At 36.1% G+C, this 18,160-nt stretch carries 13 protein-coding genes and 1 pseudogene; 5 read left to right on the top strand and 9 right to left on the bottom strand.

Going from position 1 to position 18,160, the window contains the following annotated elements; translation table 11 throughout:
• Positions 1 to 34: 34 nt before the first annotated feature.
• The 8 genes and pseudogenes from BOQ64_RS16305 to BOQ64_RS16270 all read right to left on the bottom strand — a co-directional run bounded on the left by BOQ64_RS16305 (position 35) and on the right by BOQ64_RS16270 (position 12,550).
• On the bottom strand, positions 35 to 2,146 hold the full coding sequence (locus BOQ64_RS16305) for a TonB-dependent receptor (protein ID WP_129058816.1): 2,112 nt from the start codon (positions 2,144 to 2,146) through the stop codon (positions 35 to 37).
• Positions 2,146 to 3,348, bottom strand: a complete 1,203-nt coding sequence (locus BOQ64_RS16300) for a PepSY-associated TM helix domain-containing protein (RefSeq protein ID WP_129058815.1) — start codon at positions 3,346 to 3,348, stop codon at positions 2,146 to 2,148. The genes BOQ64_RS16305 and BOQ64_RS16300 overlap by 1 nt, the downstream gene beginning before the upstream one ends.
• Positions 3,349 to 3,387: 39 nt before the next feature.
• A complete protein-coding gene (locus BOQ64_RS16295; protein ID WP_262708771.1) occupies positions 3,388 to 4,365 on the bottom strand; it encodes a TonB-dependent siderophore receptor in 978 nt (325 codons plus the stop codon).
• The gene (locus BOQ64_RS16290; RefSeq protein ID WP_129058813.1) at positions 4,284 to 5,591 is read right to left on the bottom strand and encodes a TonB-dependent siderophore receptor; all 1,308 of its coding nucleotides are present in this window, start codon (positions 5,589 to 5,591) and stop codon (positions 4,284 to 4,286) included. Before BOQ64_RS16290 ends, BOQ64_RS16295 begins: the two co-directional genes overlap by 82 nt.
• Positions 5,592 to 5,624: 33 nt before the next feature.
• On the bottom strand, positions 5,625 to 7,796 hold the full coding sequence (locus BOQ64_RS16285; RefSeq protein WP_228448428.1) for a TonB-dependent siderophore receptor: 2,172 nt from the start codon (positions 7,794 to 7,796) through the stop codon (positions 5,625 to 5,627).
• Positions 7,797 to 7,964: 168 nt separating this feature from the next.
• Positions 7,965 to 11,038: pseudogene (gene secA, locus BOQ64_RS16280) on the bottom strand (preprotein translocase subunit SecA).
• Between the two features lie 125 nt (positions 11,039 to 11,163).
• Positions 11,164 to 11,385, bottom strand: coding sequence for a DUF2795 domain-containing protein (locus tag BOQ64_RS16275; protein ID WP_002662059.1), 222 nt, complete (start codon positions 11,383 to 11,385; stop codon positions 11,164 to 11,166).
• A 136-nt stretch (positions 11,386 to 11,521) separates the two neighbouring features.
• Positions 11,522 to 12,550, bottom strand: coding sequence for a GDP-mannose 4,6-dehydratase (locus tag BOQ64_RS16270; protein ID WP_129058811.1), 1,029 nt, complete (start codon positions 12,548 to 12,550; stop codon positions 11,522 to 11,524).
• A 90-nt stretch (positions 12,551 to 12,640) separates the two neighbouring features.
• Between BOQ64_RS16270 and BOQ64_RS16265 the strand changes: the two genes are divergently transcribed.
• Genes BOQ64_RS16265 through BOQ64_RS24070 form a run of 3 tightly spaced genes read left to right on the top strand, consistent with a single transcriptional unit; the run spans position 12,641 to position 16,127 of the window.
• Positions 12,641 to 13,438 (top strand): DUF2797 domain-containing protein, encoded by a 798-nt coding sequence (locus BOQ64_RS16265; protein ID WP_129058810.1) that lies wholly within the window; start codon positions 12,641 to 12,643, stop codon positions 13,436 to 13,438.
• A 32-nt stretch (positions 13,439 to 13,470) separates the two neighbouring features.
• Positions 13,471 to 15,783, top strand: a complete 2,313-nt coding sequence (locus BOQ64_RS16260; protein WP_228448427.1) for a hypothetical protein — start codon at positions 13,471 to 13,473, stop codon at positions 15,781 to 15,783.
• A gap of 20 nt (positions 15,784 to 15,803) precedes the next feature.
• Positions 15,804 to 16,127, top strand: coding sequence for a hypothetical protein (locus BOQ64_RS24070; protein ID WP_228448426.1), 324 nt, complete (start codon positions 15,804 to 15,806; stop codon positions 16,125 to 16,127).
• Positions 16,128 to 16,243: 116 nt separating this feature from the next.
• Here the strand turns inward: BOQ64_RS24070 and BOQ64_RS16255 are convergent, their stop codons facing one another.
• Entirely contained in the window at positions 16,244 to 16,594 is a 351-nt protein-coding gene (locus BOQ64_RS16255; RefSeq protein ID WP_129058808.1) for a hypothetical protein, read from the bottom strand.
• Positions 16,595 to 16,768: 174 nt separating this feature from the next.
• On the opposite strand from BOQ64_RS16255, the gene BOQ64_RS16250 reads away from it, so the two are divergent.
• Together BOQ64_RS16250 and BOQ64_RS16245 are read left to right on the top strand one after the other, a co-directional pair.
• Positions 16,769 to 16,963 carry a hypothetical protein gene (locus BOQ64_RS16250; protein WP_123869127.1) on the top strand — a complete coding sequence of 65 codons (195 nt, stop codon included), beginning with the start codon at positions 16,769 to 16,771 and terminating at the stop codon, positions 16,961 to 16,963.
• 123 nt (positions 16,964 to 17,086) lie between these two features.
• On the top strand, positions 17,087 to 18,133 hold the full coding sequence (locus tag BOQ64_RS16245; RefSeq protein WP_129058807.1) for a PA0069 family radical SAM protein: 1,047 nt from the start codon (positions 17,087 to 17,089) through the stop codon (positions 18,131 to 18,133).
• Positions 18,134 to 18,160 lie beyond the last annotated feature (27 nt).

The raw sequence follows: 18,160 nt of genomic DNA, 5'->3' as shown, positions 1-18,160 counted from the left end.
TGCAAAGATAAACTTTACTTTTTATTTAGATTAATTAAAATTTGTATTCAAGGATAAGTGTTCCTCTTGTCCCCGGAGCATTCACAAATTCGCTGTCTCTTGCTGACCACCATGCGATTGAAGGCTGATACAGTTTGTTGAATAAGTTTTCAACTCCTACAGAAAGTTTCCAGTTTTTATTGATCTCGCCACCAAGTTTTAGGTTAAATACAGTGTATTCCGGAACGAATCCTTCTCCATAAGTATATTGATTTTTGGCATCAGGCTGAAATCTGTTCTGCTGGAAAGAATGAAGCATATCAATGCCAAAGAAAATTTGCTGAATAGGTTTAACCTGAACATAGGCAAGAACTTTAGGCGCAGAAATTCTGCTGTTATTGATTTTTGCTGAGTAATTTCCATTGTCATCCGGCGATGTGATTCCTTCCATCCAGCTGTAGCTTCCCCCAAACTGAAGCCATTTAAGAGGAGTGAAGTGTAAAAATCCTTCTACACCGTAAATAATCTCCGGTGCTCTTTTGATGGTTAAAGCTCTGTCCGCACTCTGCACAAAAGTAGCTCCAAGCTTAGAGGTACTTACATAAGAGGTTAATTCATAATTCATCCAGCTGGAAACCTGTCCTGTGGCTCCTAATTCGTAATTGTTTACGATGATAGGCTTTGTTTCAAGGTTTTTGATGGTCTCAGAGGTTGAGGTTCTCAGGATTCTTCCCAGTTCGTTGATAGAGTAGGCTTGTGAAAAGCTTCCGAATAGGTTGATGTATGGCTCAATATTGTAACGTAATCCAATATTTCCTACCAATGCATTATAGCTTAATTTTCCACCTGCTACAGGAATGCTTGGGGTAAATGTTCCGTTGTTTTTAATCACAGAAAGGGTGTTGAAATCATCAACATTTACTTTGATATTTTCATATCGAAGACCTCCTTTGATGGTTAATTTTTTGAACAGATCAATTTTTGCCAGTAAGAAAGGAGCAATATTGGTCATATTCATATTGGGAGTCCAGAAACGGCCGTCTTCCAGCTTCTGTACTGTTTCATCATTCAGGATATCAGCTCCATAGATGATTTCTCCCTGAGAATTTTGTGTATTCCAAAGCTGGGTATCAAAATTGAATCTTGCTCCTGCTTTTTTAGAGATTACATTGGACTGTCCGCCATTGAAAAAGGTATCACTGTATCCGTATACCGTTTTAAAATCCTGATAATAAAGATTCACATTCAATGCAGTTCCTTTGAATAGATTCTTATTATCATAGCTTACTCTTATGTTATGATTTTTAGGAGTTCCCTGTGGTGTGGTTTCCAAACCTTTTCCCTGACCTTCACCAATAGTAGGCCTCACTCCATATATACCTGTATTTAATCCCAGATTAAGATCTGATCTTGAAGAATATCCGATATAAGAAGCTTCAACTCTTTGGTTTTCATTAATGTCATAGCCTAACTTCAACATTCCGTTGTAGTTATCCATTTTAGCCGTACTGTAGGTAGGTGTTAAATAGACTTTATTGGCATCTTTCATATAGCCCGTTCTTTCGTAGGCTAGGGAAAGGGTATAGTCGAATTTATTGATCTTTCCGGATAAAAGCTGGCTGGCTCTTACTCCTAAAGTTCCTCCGGAGCGCTGTCCTGTGAAACCAATCTGTGAGATTCCGGTAATCTTTTTATCAGTTTTATTTCTTTTCGTAATATAATTGATGATACCACCATCCGCACCGTTTCCATAGATGGATGAAGCTCCTTTAATTACTTCAACTCTTTCAATAGCAGAAGGATCAATAACTCTTAAATCTCTTGCTCCGTTTCGAAGGGGAGTAGACTGAGGAATTCCATCTATTAAAACCAATACCTGACGTCCTCTTAAAGTTTGTCCCGTATTGGATGTCTGTCCGGAATTGGTTCCTAAACTGGGAACCGTATACTGCAGAATACTTGTAATGTCTGAATTGACCGTCAATTGAGACTGTATCTGTTTCTCACCAACAATGGTAATAGAGCTTGGTACTTCTTTAATGTTCTCTTTTTTTCTGGAAGCGGTCATCACAACCTCTTCAACTTTTTGAGTGTTTAAAGAATCATTTTTCTGGGCAAAAGTCATTACTGTTCCCAGACATGCAGCTGATAAAAGCGCTTTTTTCATTATATTTTCTTTCCTTGTTTCTTTCTTTTTCCCCACCAGACTAAAAATCCGGTAACTGGAAGTGATGTACATATAAGACCGGCAATAAACCAGATGATTTTTCCAAACAATCCAAAGTAGGACCCTGTGTGGACATCATAGTTGGCATTGGCATATTTCTCGGCGTTGCTCAGTTGTTGATGAGGTTTGTTGGCTAGTAGTTTTCCGGAGTATTTATCAAAAGTCAGGATGTTTCTCTCACTGAACCTTCCTTCTTGTCCGTAAATGGTGATGGGAAGGTTTTTAAGCTCTTTTCCTTTCTTATTTTTTCCATTAAGTGTAATTCTGTAGCTGGATGCTCCTGCGTATAGTTTTTCAGTTTGTAAAGCTGTTATATCAAAAAGATCAGATCTCTTTGTCGTTAGTGAATCCGGAGATTTGATCTGTTTTTCTTTTGGCTGCTCCCAATAACCGGATATAGCAAGATTAAAAGTGTTTTTTACATAAGGATAGGCAAAGTAAATCCCTGTTACACTCATTATTAAGGCAATGAATGAGGCATAGAAACCTAATACATTATGAAGGTCATAATTTTTGCGTTTCCAGTTTTTTACATTTTCCCAATTGAACCAGAATCTTCCTTTTCGGGCATTTTTGTTTTTAGGCCACCATAAAATGATCCCGGTAATCAGCATGATGATAAACAATACAGTTGGAATCCCAACTACATACGGTCCCCATTCAGAATTCAATAAAAGCCCCCAGTGGATATATTTCAAAATATTGAATACATCATATTTTTCATCATAAACCGCCAAGATTTCTCCTGTGTACTGATTAATATAAACCTGTTTATTGATCAGTACCTGTTGAAAATAATTCCAGCCTTTCTTACTCTTTTCGTAATATAGGAAACGATAAGATTTTCCTTTATCCAGAGACACTTCAACAGAGTTAATCGGGTATTTTTCATTGAGCTCAAGGCTTACTTTTTCCCGAAGGATGCTAATGGGTAATGGTTTTTGTCCTGAAACATTCTGCTGTATATAAATAGCGTCTTTACGAAGTATATTCTGTACTTCATCTTTAAAAACGTACAAAGTCCCTGTAAGAGAGACTATGAATACAATGATACCAACAGACAAACCAAACCACAAATGCAGTTTGGCAGACCATTTCTTTGTTGGAGAAATTTTCTTTTTTTGATGATGCTTTTTTTTCATAGCAAAAAGTTAACCCCCGAGAGGGTTAACCTTTATTTTTTAGAATTTATATCCGATTGATATTCTGAAGTTTCTAGGGGCGTCTGCCTGGTAATAGTAATACCCTGCATATGGCGCGCCTGAATATAAATATCTGTTGAAGATATTGAATACATTAAAATTAACTCTGAATTTTGAATTTTCCCATGAAGCTCCTGCATCAAATTTTACATAATCTGCCATTTGTTGAGTGTTTGTGCTTCCCCAACCCCAGCTGCTTCTATCTGCCATATAAGTTCCTCCAAAACTCAACCCAAAGCCTTCAAGAAGATTATTACTGAACGTGTAGTTTAGCCAACCGTTTGCGGTATGTTTTGCATATCCAGGTACTCGGTCTCCTTTTTTACTTGCAGCTGTTGTTTCTGTAAATTTATTCTCAGTAAAGGCATAATTGAAAATAGCATTAAATCCTTTTACGATTTCTCCTTTAAGATCAAATTCTACTCCCTGTACTCTTGTTTTCCCAAGAAGAATAGAATATTTTCCGTTTGGATTGTTTGTTAGGTCCGGATCTCCTGTAATTTCATTATTCTTATTAATGTTATATAATGAAAGGGTCGTATTCCATTTACCGGCAAACCAATCTTTTTTAAATCCTACTTCAATATTGCTTCCAGTTAATGGTGAAGCTGTTGTCCCATCTCTGAATAAACCAGCCTGGGGTACAAATGATTGGTCGTATAGAGCATATGCAGACATATTTTCATCTATAGAATAGCTTAATCCGATACGTGGAGTAATTCTGTTTGCTTCCGCTTTTGTTCCATAGTTAACTTCTTTTACATTAGTATAACGCGCTGCTAGTGTAAGTCTTAAAGCATCATTGAAAAAACCTAATTCATCCTGTAAATACAACCCCGTATATCTTTGATCAATAGTACTTCCTGCTCCAGCTCTTACAGAAAGAGGTTTTGATTTGTTGAATGGCATATAAGCTGTAGTATTGTTTGGTCCATAATAGCTGCTTTCTCCATTGATATCATAGTTATTGGTATCGATATTATACCAGTATTTATAATCCTTAACATTATTTTCGACAGTTTCATCACCATTTCATTAAATTTATCTAAATTATACCCTTGAGACCAGTCTGCCATATATTTTTTGCTTCCCAGATCAAGACCAGCTAAGATTTTGTGAGAAACAGATCCTGTTTTTACAAGTCCATTCAGGAAAATCTGACCAAATTTCATCGTATTATCTGCTTCCCAATAATTTAAACGACGAAGCATATAATTGCCTTCAAACTTACTTGGCCAAAGATCACTTCCCATTGTATATTCATTCACATAAGTCAATTGAGAAGTTAATTTCCAGTTTTCATTAAATTTATGCTGTAGATTAACGTTGATCGTATTATTGTCAACTTTTGTTGGGTCAAGACCCGGATCTGTAAGAGTATATCCTACAGGTTTTGCTTTGTATCCCTGGAAACTGAAAACATAAGCCGAACCTACTTCAGACATTTTTGCCTTCTGATAGATATATTCTGCAGTTAAAGTTGTTTTATCACTAAGGTCTATTTTAATTGAAGGATTGATGATATAGCGGTCATTGAATTCATAGTCTCTGAAACTGTTTTTATTCTGAGCCATTAAGTTTAATCTGAAAGCTACTTTATCTGTGATTTTAGAATCAATATCTGCTTCTCCTCTGTACATATTGAAACTTCCAAGAGTTACTCTTGCTGTTCCATTTAGAGAATTACCTGTAGGCTTTTTCGTGACAATATTGTAAATACCACTAGGTTCTCCATTTGACATTAAGAATCCTGATGGTCCTTTGATGAATTCAATATGATCTACGTAGCTCATATCTTCACTTAAAGGGCCCCAGTTTGATGTTACGTTTACTCCATTCATGAAGGCAGCAGCTCTGGCTCCTCTCATATTAACTCTGGTATACATATCTCCCCAATGCTCTAATCTTTGAGCCCCGGCAACGTTTCTTAATACACCATCACTTAAAGTAGTAACCTGTTGGTCTTCTAATGCTTTATTGGTAATGATGGAAATGTTTTGAGGAATTTTAATAAGGGCTTCATCCAGACGAAGAGATGAAGATCCCTGCTTTTCTACATATTTCTTATAATATCTTCCGTTAACAACGACTTCTTCAATATTGTTAGATTTAATCGTGTCCTTTTCCTGAGCAAATGTTAACATGGAAGTTAATAATGCTGCTCCTATCGTCAGTTTTTTCATTGTTTATAAGGGGTAGTAATTTATTGTAACAGTTTAGAATTTATAAGTAAAGCTTCCCACTACATTAGCAAGTGGCTGTGCGTTGGCTGTAGTATATCCGTTCCAGTAATATTCGTTGGTAAAGTTGTCTACTTTTACCCCGATTCTGAATTTTGGAGTATCATAGAATACATTGGCATTCATCACAAGATATTTTGGAAGGATAAATGTTCCCATTGTTGTGGAATTGACAATTTTGTTATCGCTGGCATAATTTCCTCCAACGCCAAATCCGAGACCTTTTAAGTTTCCGTCCAGGAACTGATAGCTAGCATTGAAATTAACCAACCATGGAGATGAAGCTGTTGCAGGCCTTCTTCCCATAACTGTATCATCAGCCTCCGTGTATTTCATATCATTATAGCTTACTCCGGCAATTACAGAGAATCCTTTAATCAGATAAGCATTGGCTTCCAATTCAACACCCTGACTTGTTAAGGAACCAGCCTGTCTTTGAATAGCTCTTCCTTGGGCTGTATATCCTACATTAAGAAGCGTATTCTTTACTTTGATATTATAATAACTTAATGTTGTGCTCACTCTTCCTTTGATAAGGCTTGCTTTAAATCCTCCTTCAAATTGATTGGCTCTTTCAGGATCAGAAAGGGTTACATTAGAATCTGCATCTGAAATATAATATCCATTGCTTGTAAAGCTGTTCTGATAATTTCCGAAAACAGATACTTTATCCTGAATAATCTGATATACAATTCCTAATTTAGGAGACCATGCACCCTGAGTATAAGCTTGAGTTTGATTTTGCCCTGTTTGCCCACCTTTAAAATCTACACTTTCGTATCGTAAAGAGGTAAGGATATTAAGCCCTGCTACAGGGGTAATGACATTGGAAATATATCCACTGTATACATCTTTTTTTCCTGTGCTTATATAGGTATTATTACGGTCAAAGTTTGGGTCACTTTGCAAACTTTTATATTTTGCTGCTAAAGCTTCACCGTTCATGTCAGCATAGCTGGCGGCGTTAAATGGAACCCAGTCAAAATCAGTGAACATGAAGAACTGATTATCATTCATTCTCATATAATCGAAACCTGCTACGGTTCTGTTTCTTACATTTCCGATTTTAAAATCAGCGTTGAAATTCTGCTGTAGCTGGAAATAAGTTCTTTTACTGTCTTTGGTTGATTGATCCGCTCTTGAAACTCCAATTTCTGAAGGATTGGCTGGATTGGGAGAAAAGTAATAATAGGGATTGAAACCATCAGAGTAAGAATATGAAGTACTTACGTTTGTTGATGATTTGATATAATCGTTTATTTTGTAATTAACCTGTCCGAAAAAGTTTCTGGCTTTTGCTGTTGTTTTAAGACCGTCACCAGCATAAGTTTGCTTGTAATCATAGCCAAGATCCTTCATTTTATTCATGTTATCAGCTCCAAGTGCTGCACTTGATGAGTAGAAGAAAAATGCCGGTTCTGCATAGGCATTGGTTTCAAACATTTCCAGTTCTGCATTAATCTCTAAATTTTCTGAAGGACGGTAGGTAAGGGAAGGAGTAAATGCATAAAATGAGTTTTTTGCATTGGTTTTCTGGAATGTCCCCTGATTGGTGTAAGCAGTATTTAATCTGAAAAGTAATTTTTTATCATTGGTAACAGGAGCGTTTACATCTGCCTGTACTCTGTAATAATTATAGCTTCCTCCAGCTAAAGATACAGCACCACCAAATGTTTCATATGGTTTTTTAGTAATTCTGTTAACAACCCCACCATAAGAAGTTACATTACTTCCGAATAGAGTGGCTGAAGGACCTTTTAGAATTTCAATTCTTTCTATATTAATAGCATCCATTGAAGTGGTAATGGGAGCTACCATTCCGTTTCTTATAGAGTTTCCTGCTACAAAACCTCTTAAATTAAGAAATATTCCACCATCTCCTGCTCTGTTGGTTGCACTCCACATTTTCTGAGCTCCAGCCACGTTTCTGAAGGCTTCATCTACGGTAAATATTAATTGATTTTCTAAAATTCCTTTGCCAATAGAAGAGTATACTTGTGGGTCCTCTATGGCTTTTAGAGGCATTTTGTTGGAATAATCACTGTCTTTCTTTGCATACGTATTGATAACTACTTCGTCAATGCTTTTTGTGGTTAATGAATCTTTTTTTGGGCAGAAACCAGCATTGTCCCCAGTGCGGAAGCACAAATCAGTACATTTTTCATGAAAGTCAAATTTTATGCAAATATATTGTTTTTAACTATTCTAAATAAACAATAATATTGATATTTATCATAAAAATATTATACAATCCACAACAAAAAACCGCTCCGGCCAGTGCCAGAGCGGTTTTTTAATAATATCGTTAATTATTTCTTATGCAGGAATTTCTCCTTTATATAAGAAAGAAATAATTTCTTTGTTTAATTTCTCCATCATTTCACTGAATAAGTGGAAAGATTCCTGTTTGTAGATTACAAGTGGATCTTTCTGCTCATAAACAGCTCCCTGAGAAGATCTTCTTAAGTCGTCCATTTCACGAAGGTGCAGCTTCCAGTTTTCATCAATGATTGATAGAGTAATGTTCTTTTCAAAATCGTTGATTAAGCTTTCACACTGAGTATCGTAAGCTTCCTTAAGATCAGCCACAATTGTCATTGTTTTGTGTCCGTCTGTGAAAGGAACCTGGATCATCTTAAACATTGAACCTTGATTTTGGTATACATTCTCAATGATTGGGAATGATTTCTCTTTCAATAGGTTCAGCTTCATCTGGTAATCTTCCTGAGCAGCTTTGAATAAGATATTCGTTAGATCCTGGATGTTTTTATTATTAAAATCATTTTGTGAAACCGGAGATTCCATCGTGAATGTTTTAATGATGTCATATTCAAAATCCTTATAACTTCCTGTAGCTTTTCCTTTCGCAACGATAGAGTTGGCTACATCGAAAATCATATTCGTGATGTCATATTTCAAGTGATCTCCGAATAGAGCATTCTTTCTTCTCTTATAGATTACGTCACGTTGTTTGTTCATTACGTCATCATACTCAAGAAGTCTCTTTCTTGTTCCGAAGTTGTTCTCTTCTACTTTTTTCTGAGCTCTTTCAATAGACTTGCTAATCATAGAGTGCTGAATAACTTCCCCCTCTTTATGACCCATTCTGTCCATCATTTTAGCGATTCTTTCAGAACCGAATAAACGCATTAAGTTATCTTCAAGAGATACATAGAACTGAGAACTTCCTGGATCTCCCTGACGACCAGCTCTACCTCTTAACTGTCTGTCAACACGTCTTGAATCGTGTCTTTCTGTACCGATAATAGCTAAACCTCCTGCATCTTTTACTTCTTTCGAAAGCTTAATATCCGTACCACGTCCTGCCATGTTTGTTGCAATAGTTACAACTCCCGGCTGTCCTGCTCCAGCAACAATTTCTGCTTCCTTCTTGTGAAGTTTCGCATTCAATACCTGGTGCGGGATTTTTCTTAATTGAAGTGCTTTTGAAAGCAACTGAGAAATTTCAACAGATGTTGTACCTACTAGTACAGGTCTCTTTTCTGCTGTTAATCTTTCAATTTCTTCAATTACAGCGTTATATTTTTCTCTGTTAGTTTTGAAAACTAAATCCTGTCTGTCATGTCTTAAAATAGGACGGTTGGTTGGAATAACTACAACATCTAATTTGTAGATTTCCCAAAGCTCACCAGCCTCTGTTTCAGCAGTACCAGTCATCCCCGCAAGTTTGTTGTACATACGGAAATAGTTCTGAAGCGTAATGGTTGCAAAAGTTTGAGTAGCTGCCTCAATTTTTACATTTTCCTTAGCTTCGATCGCCTGGTGAAGACCGTCAGAATAACGTCTTCCTTCCATGATACGACCAGTCTGCTCGTCAACGATTTTTACTTCTCCATCAATCACCACATACTCATCATCTTTTTCAAATAATGTATAGGCTTTCAATAGCTGGCTCATCGTGTGAACTCTTTCAGATTTTTCAGCAAAATCACTGAAAAGTCTTTCTTTAGCTTCAAATTCTTCTTCTTTAGATAAATTTTTAGCCTCTACTTCAGCAATTTCAGTTCCGATATCCGGAAGAACGAAGAAGTTAGGATCAGAGTTCCCCTGAGACATGTATTCAACACCTTTGTCTGTAAGGTCTACCTGATTGTTTTTTTCTTCAATAACGAAGTAAAGATCTTTATCTACAATCGGCATATCACGGTTGTTGTCCTGCATGTATTGTGCCTCAACTTTCTGAAGCAATGCTCTGTTTCCGCTTTCCGATAAGAATTTGATTAATTGTCTGTTTTTAGGAAGACCTCTGTATGCCTGAAGCAATTTGAACCCTCCTTCTTTAGTGTTTCCTGCAGCGATTAGTTTTTTCGCTTCATTGAAAATTACGGAAACAGTCTTTTTCTGAACTTCAACGATTCTGTCGATAGAAGGTTTAAGAACATCAAATTCCTGTCTGTCTCCCTGAGGAACCGGACCAGAAATAATCAACGGTGTTCTTGCATCATCTACCAATACGGAATCCACCTCATCCACGATCGCAAAGTTCAATTCTCTTTGTACCAGTTCTGAAGGTGAAGTCACCATGTTATCTCTCAGGTAATCGAAACCGAATTCGTTGTTCGTTCCGTAAGTAATATCTGAGTTGTATGCTTTTCTTCTTCCGTCTGAGTTCGGCTGGTGGTTATCGATACAGTCAATAGACATTCCATGGAACTGATACAATGGTCCCATCCAAGCGGAGTCTCTTTTCGCAAGATAGTCATTCACGGTTACAACGTGAACCCCTCTTTCCGGAAGTGAATTTAAGTAAATAGGTAATGTTCCTACCAAAGTTTTACCTTCACCGGTTGCCATTTCGGCAATTTTACCACTGTGAAGAATAATACCTCCGATAAACTGAACATCATAGTGGACCATATCCCAAACTACTGGAGTTCCGGCAGCGTCCCATGAGTTTTTCCAAACAGCTTGGTCTCCCTGAATGCTAACGAAATCTTTTCCTGCAGCAGCCAGTTCTCTATCCCAGTCACTTGCTGTTACACGAATTTCTCCATTCTGTGCCCATCTTCTTGCGGTTTCTTTGATCAATGCAAAAGCTTCCGGAAGAACCTGAACAAGAACTTTCTCTTCAATTTCGTAAGATTCTTTCTTTAAAGACTCAATCTTTGTGAAAAGAGCTTCTTTCTCATCAACGTTTGTTGAGTTCTTTATCTGCTCTTTAATCTGTTCTATTTGAGCTGTGATCTTGCTGGTAGCATCTTTAATACTTGCTTTAAACTCAGCAGTTTTTTGTCTCAGTCCATCATCCGACAATTGTTGGATGTTAGGCTCTACAGCCTTGATTTTTGTTACAACTTTTTTACTTCTTTTAGGTCCTGCGCTTTTTTGTCTCCCAAAAACCCTTTAAGAACTTTGTTTAAAAAACTCATAAATTTTTTGCTTTATGCTTAATGCAAGATGCTTTAAGCGTTTTAATGACACGCTTATCGTGTAAGTTAATATATAAAAAAGGGCAAAAAAGCTCTAAGCTTGCAGCCTAAAGCTTATCGCTTTATTAATATTCGTCCTCGTTCCAAAGGAAATCTTCGTCAGTAGGATAGTCGCTCCATACCTCTTCGATAGATTCATAAATTTCTCCTTCATCCTCAATGGCCTGAAGGTTTTCAACTACTTCCATAGGTGCACCAGTTCTGATTGCGTAGTCAATAAGCTCTGCTTTTGTCATTGGCCAAGGTGCGTCACTTAGATATGAAGCTAATTCTAATGTCCAGTACATAATTTTCTAATTTTTTGCAAAAGTATAAAAATAGGTTGTATAATAAACTTTTTTATACTTGATTTTCAATTCTTTTTATAATTTTTTCTTGTAAATGTCTGTCACCAACTGCATGGCAGCCATGTCAGTAATTTTACTATTGTCGTTTTCTCAAAAACCATTCCACAAATTTTTTTATGCCATTTTGGAAGTCTGTGTCAGGTTTATAACCTATTAATTCCCTTGCTTTGGTAATATCGGCATTGGTTTTTGTGACATCTCCCGGCTGCATTGGCAGAATTTTTTTATGAGCTGTCACTTTCATGGCTTCTTCTATGGTAGCTACCATTTCCGTTAAGGAGACTACCTGACTTTCTCCTAAATTAAGGATTTCGTACACATTGGAATGGCCTTCCAGGTATAGAGCAGACTTAACAATCCCGTCAATAATGTCATCAATATACGTATAATCCCTGGCAGTTGTGCCATCACCATAAAAAGGAATTTCTATACCTTCTGAAATAAGCTTTGTGAACTTATGAATGGCAAGGTCCGGTCGCTGTCTTGGCCCATATACCGTGAAGAACCTTAGCTGGATCATATCAATGTGATAGAGGTTATGATAAACATGGCCCAGGATCTCTCCGCACTTCTTTGTTGCTGCATAAGGAGAAATAGGGTTGTCTACATTGTCTGTTTCTGCAAAAGGAACTTTTTCATTGTTTCCGTAAACACTTGACGAGGAAGCACAAATAAATTTTTTGATACCAAAATCTTTACAAAGCTCCCAAAGATTCATGGTGCCGCGAACGTTGACTTCTTCGTACTCCAAAGGTCTTTCAATTGAAGGACGAACACCGGCCAATGCTGCCAGGTGAATCACCATATCAATCGAGTGGTTGCTGAAAATTCTTTCCATCCCTTTTTTATCTCTGATATCCTGATAGTAAAGGGAATATTGATCAGACTGAGAGAGGGAAATCAGACGTTGAATATCAGACTCTTTATCGGAAAATTCAAAATCCGAAATTTTATCAATAGACTCTAAAGTATTTTTAATTTTGGTCTGATAGCTATAGAAATCATCAAAATTGTCAATGTTTATGACAGAATGTCCATTTCTTAATAATTGTTCAACTAAATGGGAACCGATGAACCCGCTACCGCCTGTTACAAGATAAATCATCAATGGTTTTTTATGAATACAAAAATATAAATTTTACTTTTTGAAAAATATAATCATTAAATTTACGTAAAAAAGTAATATAAATATAATATGCAGTTTCAAGGACAAATTTTAAAAATGATAAGCTACGATGCTAAACCCATCCAATATTATCTGAATCTTTCAGGAGATTTGATCCATATTAATGAGTTGTTGGGCAAGGAATTAAGCATTAAGCATGTAGGGTTTCAATGTGTAAACTGTGGTGAAAATAAACCTATTTACAGAATGGGCTTCTGTAAAAGTTGCTTTTTTGAGAGTCCTTATGCTAGTGAGACCATTATCCGTCCGGAGCTTTCAACAGCACATTTAGGAGTAGCGGAGCGTGATCTTGAAGTAGAAAAAGAAATTCAGCTTCAGCCTCACACTGTATATCTGGCATATACCGGAGACGTAAAAGTTGGGGTAACCAGAAACACGCAGATTCCGACAAGATGGATCGATCAGGGAGCTACTTTTGCTTTGCCGATTGCCAGAACTGAGAATCGTTATGAAGCAGGGATGATAGAAGTGGCATTAAAAGAACATTTAGCAGATAAAACAAACTGGAGAAAGATGCTTCAGGATGACTTTGAAGGTGAGGTAGATCTTGCAGATTTCAGACAGAAGATCAAAGAATATTTCCCTGAGGATTTCCAGAAGTTTTACAGTGAAGGAGAAGAACTCTGGGCATTTGATTATCCATTTGAAAAGCCGGAAAAAGTAACTTCATTTACTTTAGATAAGAAACCTGAATTTACCGGAAGACTTACCGGAGTAAAAGGGCAGTATCTTGGGTTTGAAGGCGGAAACTTTATTAATGTAAGAGGACATGAAGGTTATGTAATAGAACTGGAGATTAAAAATTAATCTCATCAAAAAAAATCAACCAAATCACAAACATGAAAAAATGGGTTAAAAGACTATTAATCAGTTTCGGAATTGTTGCAGGGCTTCTTCTTGCTGCGAATTTCGGGCTGAATTTTTGGCTTAAAACCCAACTTCCGGAGTACATTAAAAACAATACAGATTATAAAGTTTCCTATAAAAGTCTGGATGTAGATCTTAGCACAGGAAATATTCTGGTGACAGGAATTTCTGTTAACAGTAAAGATCCGCAAAATACTAATGTTACTGGTCTTCAGGGAACAGTTGATACTTTAAAGATCAGCCGTTTGGGTATTTATGATGCTATTTTCAATAAAACAATAAGTTCATCTGACTTGTTGCTGGCAAAGCCCAACCTGAATATCATTTTGGCAAAACCTGCAGACAAAAAAACAGGGAAAAAAAGAAAACCTGTCTCATTTGAAAATATTAGGATTAATGAAGGAAAAATTTCTGTTTTCAAACATACAAAACAGAAATTTTTATCAGTACAACAACTGGATCTGTTGGTGGAAAATCTGCAAATGACAGAAGAGTCTGTGGAAGATAAGCTGCCGGTTGTTTTTGATAGATACAGTATTAAAGGCCAGAACTTTTTTTTCAGGCCGAATGATGTATATGCTGTTACCATTCATTCTATTAATACAGCAGATGGGCAGGTAGCTGTTGAAAATTTCAAACTGATCCCATTGTTATCTTTTGCACAGTTTAAAAGATTTTATCCTCAAAAAGCTCAACTTGTTGAATTTACCATTCCCAAAATGGAATTCAAAGATGTGGTTTTAAAGAAAAACAAAATTTCTTTTGCAGATGCAGACTTTCAAAATCCATTTTTTACAGTCTATAATACCGGTGTGAAAGGGGGTAAGAAGGAGAATCGGAAATCTAACTTTGAGGTTAATTTAGAGAATATAAAGATTAAAAATGCTGTCGGTCAAATTAACAGGGCCGATGGAAACAAACTTTTGTCTGCAGGAAATCTGAATATGAATATCAGCAAGCTGGTATTTAATAAAGAAACTTCAGAGCAGGTAATCCCAGTGGGATATAAAGATTTTACATTCTCCGGAAAAGATATTCTGTATGCCGGTCATCAGAATATTGCCGTAAGAAGTATTGCTTTAAAGCCAACTAATGGGGAAATCAATGATCTTTCATTAACTTCGGGCTCTCAATCAAGCGGAAAGACAACAATGGATGTAAAATCCAGTCATATTGCGTTTAATATCAATAAGCTGGAATTCATTAATAAGAAACTGAATCTTGATGTTAAAGATGTTCTGGTTGAAAATGCAAACGGAACGATTAATGCCGGAGAAAATAAGCCAAGTAAAAACACCAATGCTGGAATTTTACAGTCTGTTGTTATCAGAAAAGTCTCTCTGAAGAACTCAAATATTACTTATGATAAAGGAAAAGAGCCATTGGCTTTCCATGATTTAAATGCTACTGTAAATGGGATTGAAATAGGACCAAAAGCAAATGATCAGGGACTTTCTTTTACCATAAAAGATTACTTTTTAACTACCCGCAATTTTGCATATAAAACTCAATTTTACAATATCAGTCTTGGACTTTTAAAGCTGAATAAGAATAGAGTTCAGATCAATAACTTTGCGATGAAGCCTCTCGTTTCGAGAAGTCAGTTTATCAAAATGATACCGGTGGAAAGGGATTTGTATGATCTGAAGGCAAATCAGATGACAGCTGAGGGCGATTGGGACGTGTTTTCAGACCATAAATTCATCAATGCATCTCATGTGGTGATTCAGTCTGCTGATGCTAATATTTTCAGAAGTAAAATTCCAAAAGACGATCCGAAGATAAAAGCACTGTATTCCAAAATGCTTCGTTCCATTAAAATTCCTATGAATATCAATACGCTGGATTTGAAGAATTCTGTTTTGGTATATGAGGAAGATACGCCTGAAAGTATGGGGCCGGGGAAACTTATATTCAGTAACTTTAATATGAATGTTAAGAATCTAAATTCAGCGAAAGCAAAAGGAAAGGCAACCAAAGTGGACATCAATATTAACTGTTCATTCATGAATTTGTCTCCGCTTTCTGTAAATTGGGGATTTGATGTTGCAGATCAGCATGATACTTTTACGATTTCAGGAAAAACGTCAAACCTTCCTGCCAATGGAATTAATCCGTTTATAAGACCTTATCTGCATGTGACGGCTACATCAGGAACTATTCAGGAAATGCTGTTTAATTTTAAAGGAAATCCGGTCGGATTGCATGGAACATTTAATTTAAAGCATAAAGACCTGAAGATTGCTGTCCTGAACAAAAATAATCATGAAAAAAAGGTTTTCTAACAGCAGTAGCTAACGTTTTCTTGAAATCGAACTCCGGAAATTATCCTGAATCCGTAACGGTAGAAAATGTAGAACGTGATCCTACAAAATCCTTCTTTAATCTTTTCTGGAAAGGGATTGAACAGGGGTTGAAGAAGACGCTTATTGGAAAAAATGTAGAAAAAACTGAACAGAAAGTCAAAAACGCAGTTTCATCTGTGAAAGATATGAAACAGTCTGTAAAGGATATTAAAGAAGAAATTAAACACAAAAAAAATACTTCTCCGGCTCAGGAAGAGAAAAAGGAGAAGAAAGGCTTCTTACATGGTATTTTTAAAAAGAAAGATAATACTGAAGATAAATAATTTCTTAAACCATTAAAGCATAATTATAAACTGGCCCTTTCAATGGGGATGAAATCAATTTTATTTTAATTAAAACGGAATTAATGGTTTAAAAAATTAATATTGTTTTTCAATGCTTAAAGATTGAATTCGTCACTTTCGTGAACAGGAATATCTCTCAGGAATTCATCAAACTTATCTCCGGGATAATTACTGTCAGCCCCATAAGAATCGATAATCATTCCACGGTTTCCGGCATCATCTTTTACCACATATAACACAGCATTATCATCGGGATTACTGTCACCTTCAAAACGGTAGGTTTTTAAAATAGTCAGCTCAGATGGGGTATATATTTTTTCAGAATTTTCAAATTTCATCTCACAATTTTCATTCATTCTGAATTCTCTATGTATTCCTCTCTCAGACAGGGTTTTCATTACCTGGCTTAAGGTGGTCATTTGATCAGTGTTTTCTGGATTTTCCATAATATTATTTTTGTTGATAACTACAATAATTAAACCATTGCTTTTCTAAAGATAAGAAAAATAGCGGATTATAAATTTCTTAAAAATAGAGTTTAATGTTAACAAAATTTATAATTCAGAAACATGAAATAGGTACACTTTTTGCAATATCCAAAATAATAAATCAAAGAAAATATGAAAAAAGAAGTTGGAGTTTTACTGGCAGGGGGAGTTGGTCTTTTGGCAGTATTAAGTTTAATAAGCATCAAAAAAATATTGACAAAAAAAGATAAAAAATATAGTGATAGTTATTCAGATTATCACAGACACTTTGATGAAAAGAGCCACGACGATGAAACACACGGAGTGGAATTTTACGCGCTGAAGTAGTAAAACAATATATTAAATTATGTTTAAATCCAACACTTTTGAAAGTGTTGGATTTTTTTTGTGGAAAACTTAAATGTTAAAGTTCATTATTTTATAAAAAATCCATTCTAATTTTACATCAGAATGTCAAAAGAAAACTTCATAAAAGGTCAGGGAGCTCAGCGAAATGTTATCAACCGTTTCGACAGGTATACCTATGAGCCTGAAGATGAAGATTTCGAAACGGTAAAGACTTCTTTTACCGAAGTTTTCCCTAAGACTATTGTAAATCAGGTGAAAAGCGAAGATCTTCCAATGGAGTATTCTATGAATCCATACCAGGGTTGTGAGCATGGCTGTTCTTATTGTTTTGCAAGACCTACCCATGAATATTGGGGATACAGTGCCGGAATTGATTTTGAAAGAAAAATCATGGTGAAGAAAAATGCTCCGGAATTGCTGGAGAAATTTTTTCAGAAAAGAGGGTATAAAGCGGCTCCTATTTTGCTTTCCGGAAATACAGACTGTTATCAACCCGCTGAAAGGCAATTTGAAATAACCAGAAAACTCCTTCAGGTTTGTCTTGATTACAGACATCCTGTCAATATTCTGACAAAAAATGCATTGGTATTGAGGGATTTGGACATCTTAAAGCCGATGGCGGAACAAAATCTTGTTTCTGTTTCTCTGAGTATTCCTACCATCAACGAAGAATTGAGGAGAAAGATGGAACCAAGAACGAGCTCTGCTCCCAATAAATTAAAGGCTATTGAAATTCTGACAGAAAATAAAATTCCTGTTCACGTTATGGTAGCACCTATTATTCCGGGATTGAATAGTGATGAGCCTTTAAATATCTTAAAATCTATTTCTGATGCAGGTGCTTTAGGTTTTGGATATACATTGGTTCGATTAAATGATACGGTAGAACCTGTTTTCGTCAATTGGATTGAAACTCATTTTCCGGATAGGGCACAGAAAGTATTGAACCTGATCCGTTCTATGCGTGGTGGAAAACTAGGAGACAAAAGATATTTTGAAAGACAGAGAGGAGAGGGAAATATTGCTGAAATGATTCACACAACTTTTAAAATAGGAAGGAAAAAATTCTTTGACGGAAAAGAATTCCCTAAAATATCAACAGCCAACTTTACAGGAACAAAAGATCAACAACTGAGACTGTTTGATTAATATATATAAACGCTCCGGGAAGGAGCG

Origin of the sequence: Chryseobacterium sp. CH25 (genome assembly GCF_004119455.1) — a bacterium.
Classification (GTDB): domain Bacteria; phylum Bacteroidota; class Bacteroidia; order Flavobacteriales; family Weeksellaceae; genus Chryseobacterium.
The sequence above is the reverse complement of the archived record's forward strand: the minus strand, read 5'-3'. Positions and strand labels throughout refer to the sequence as shown.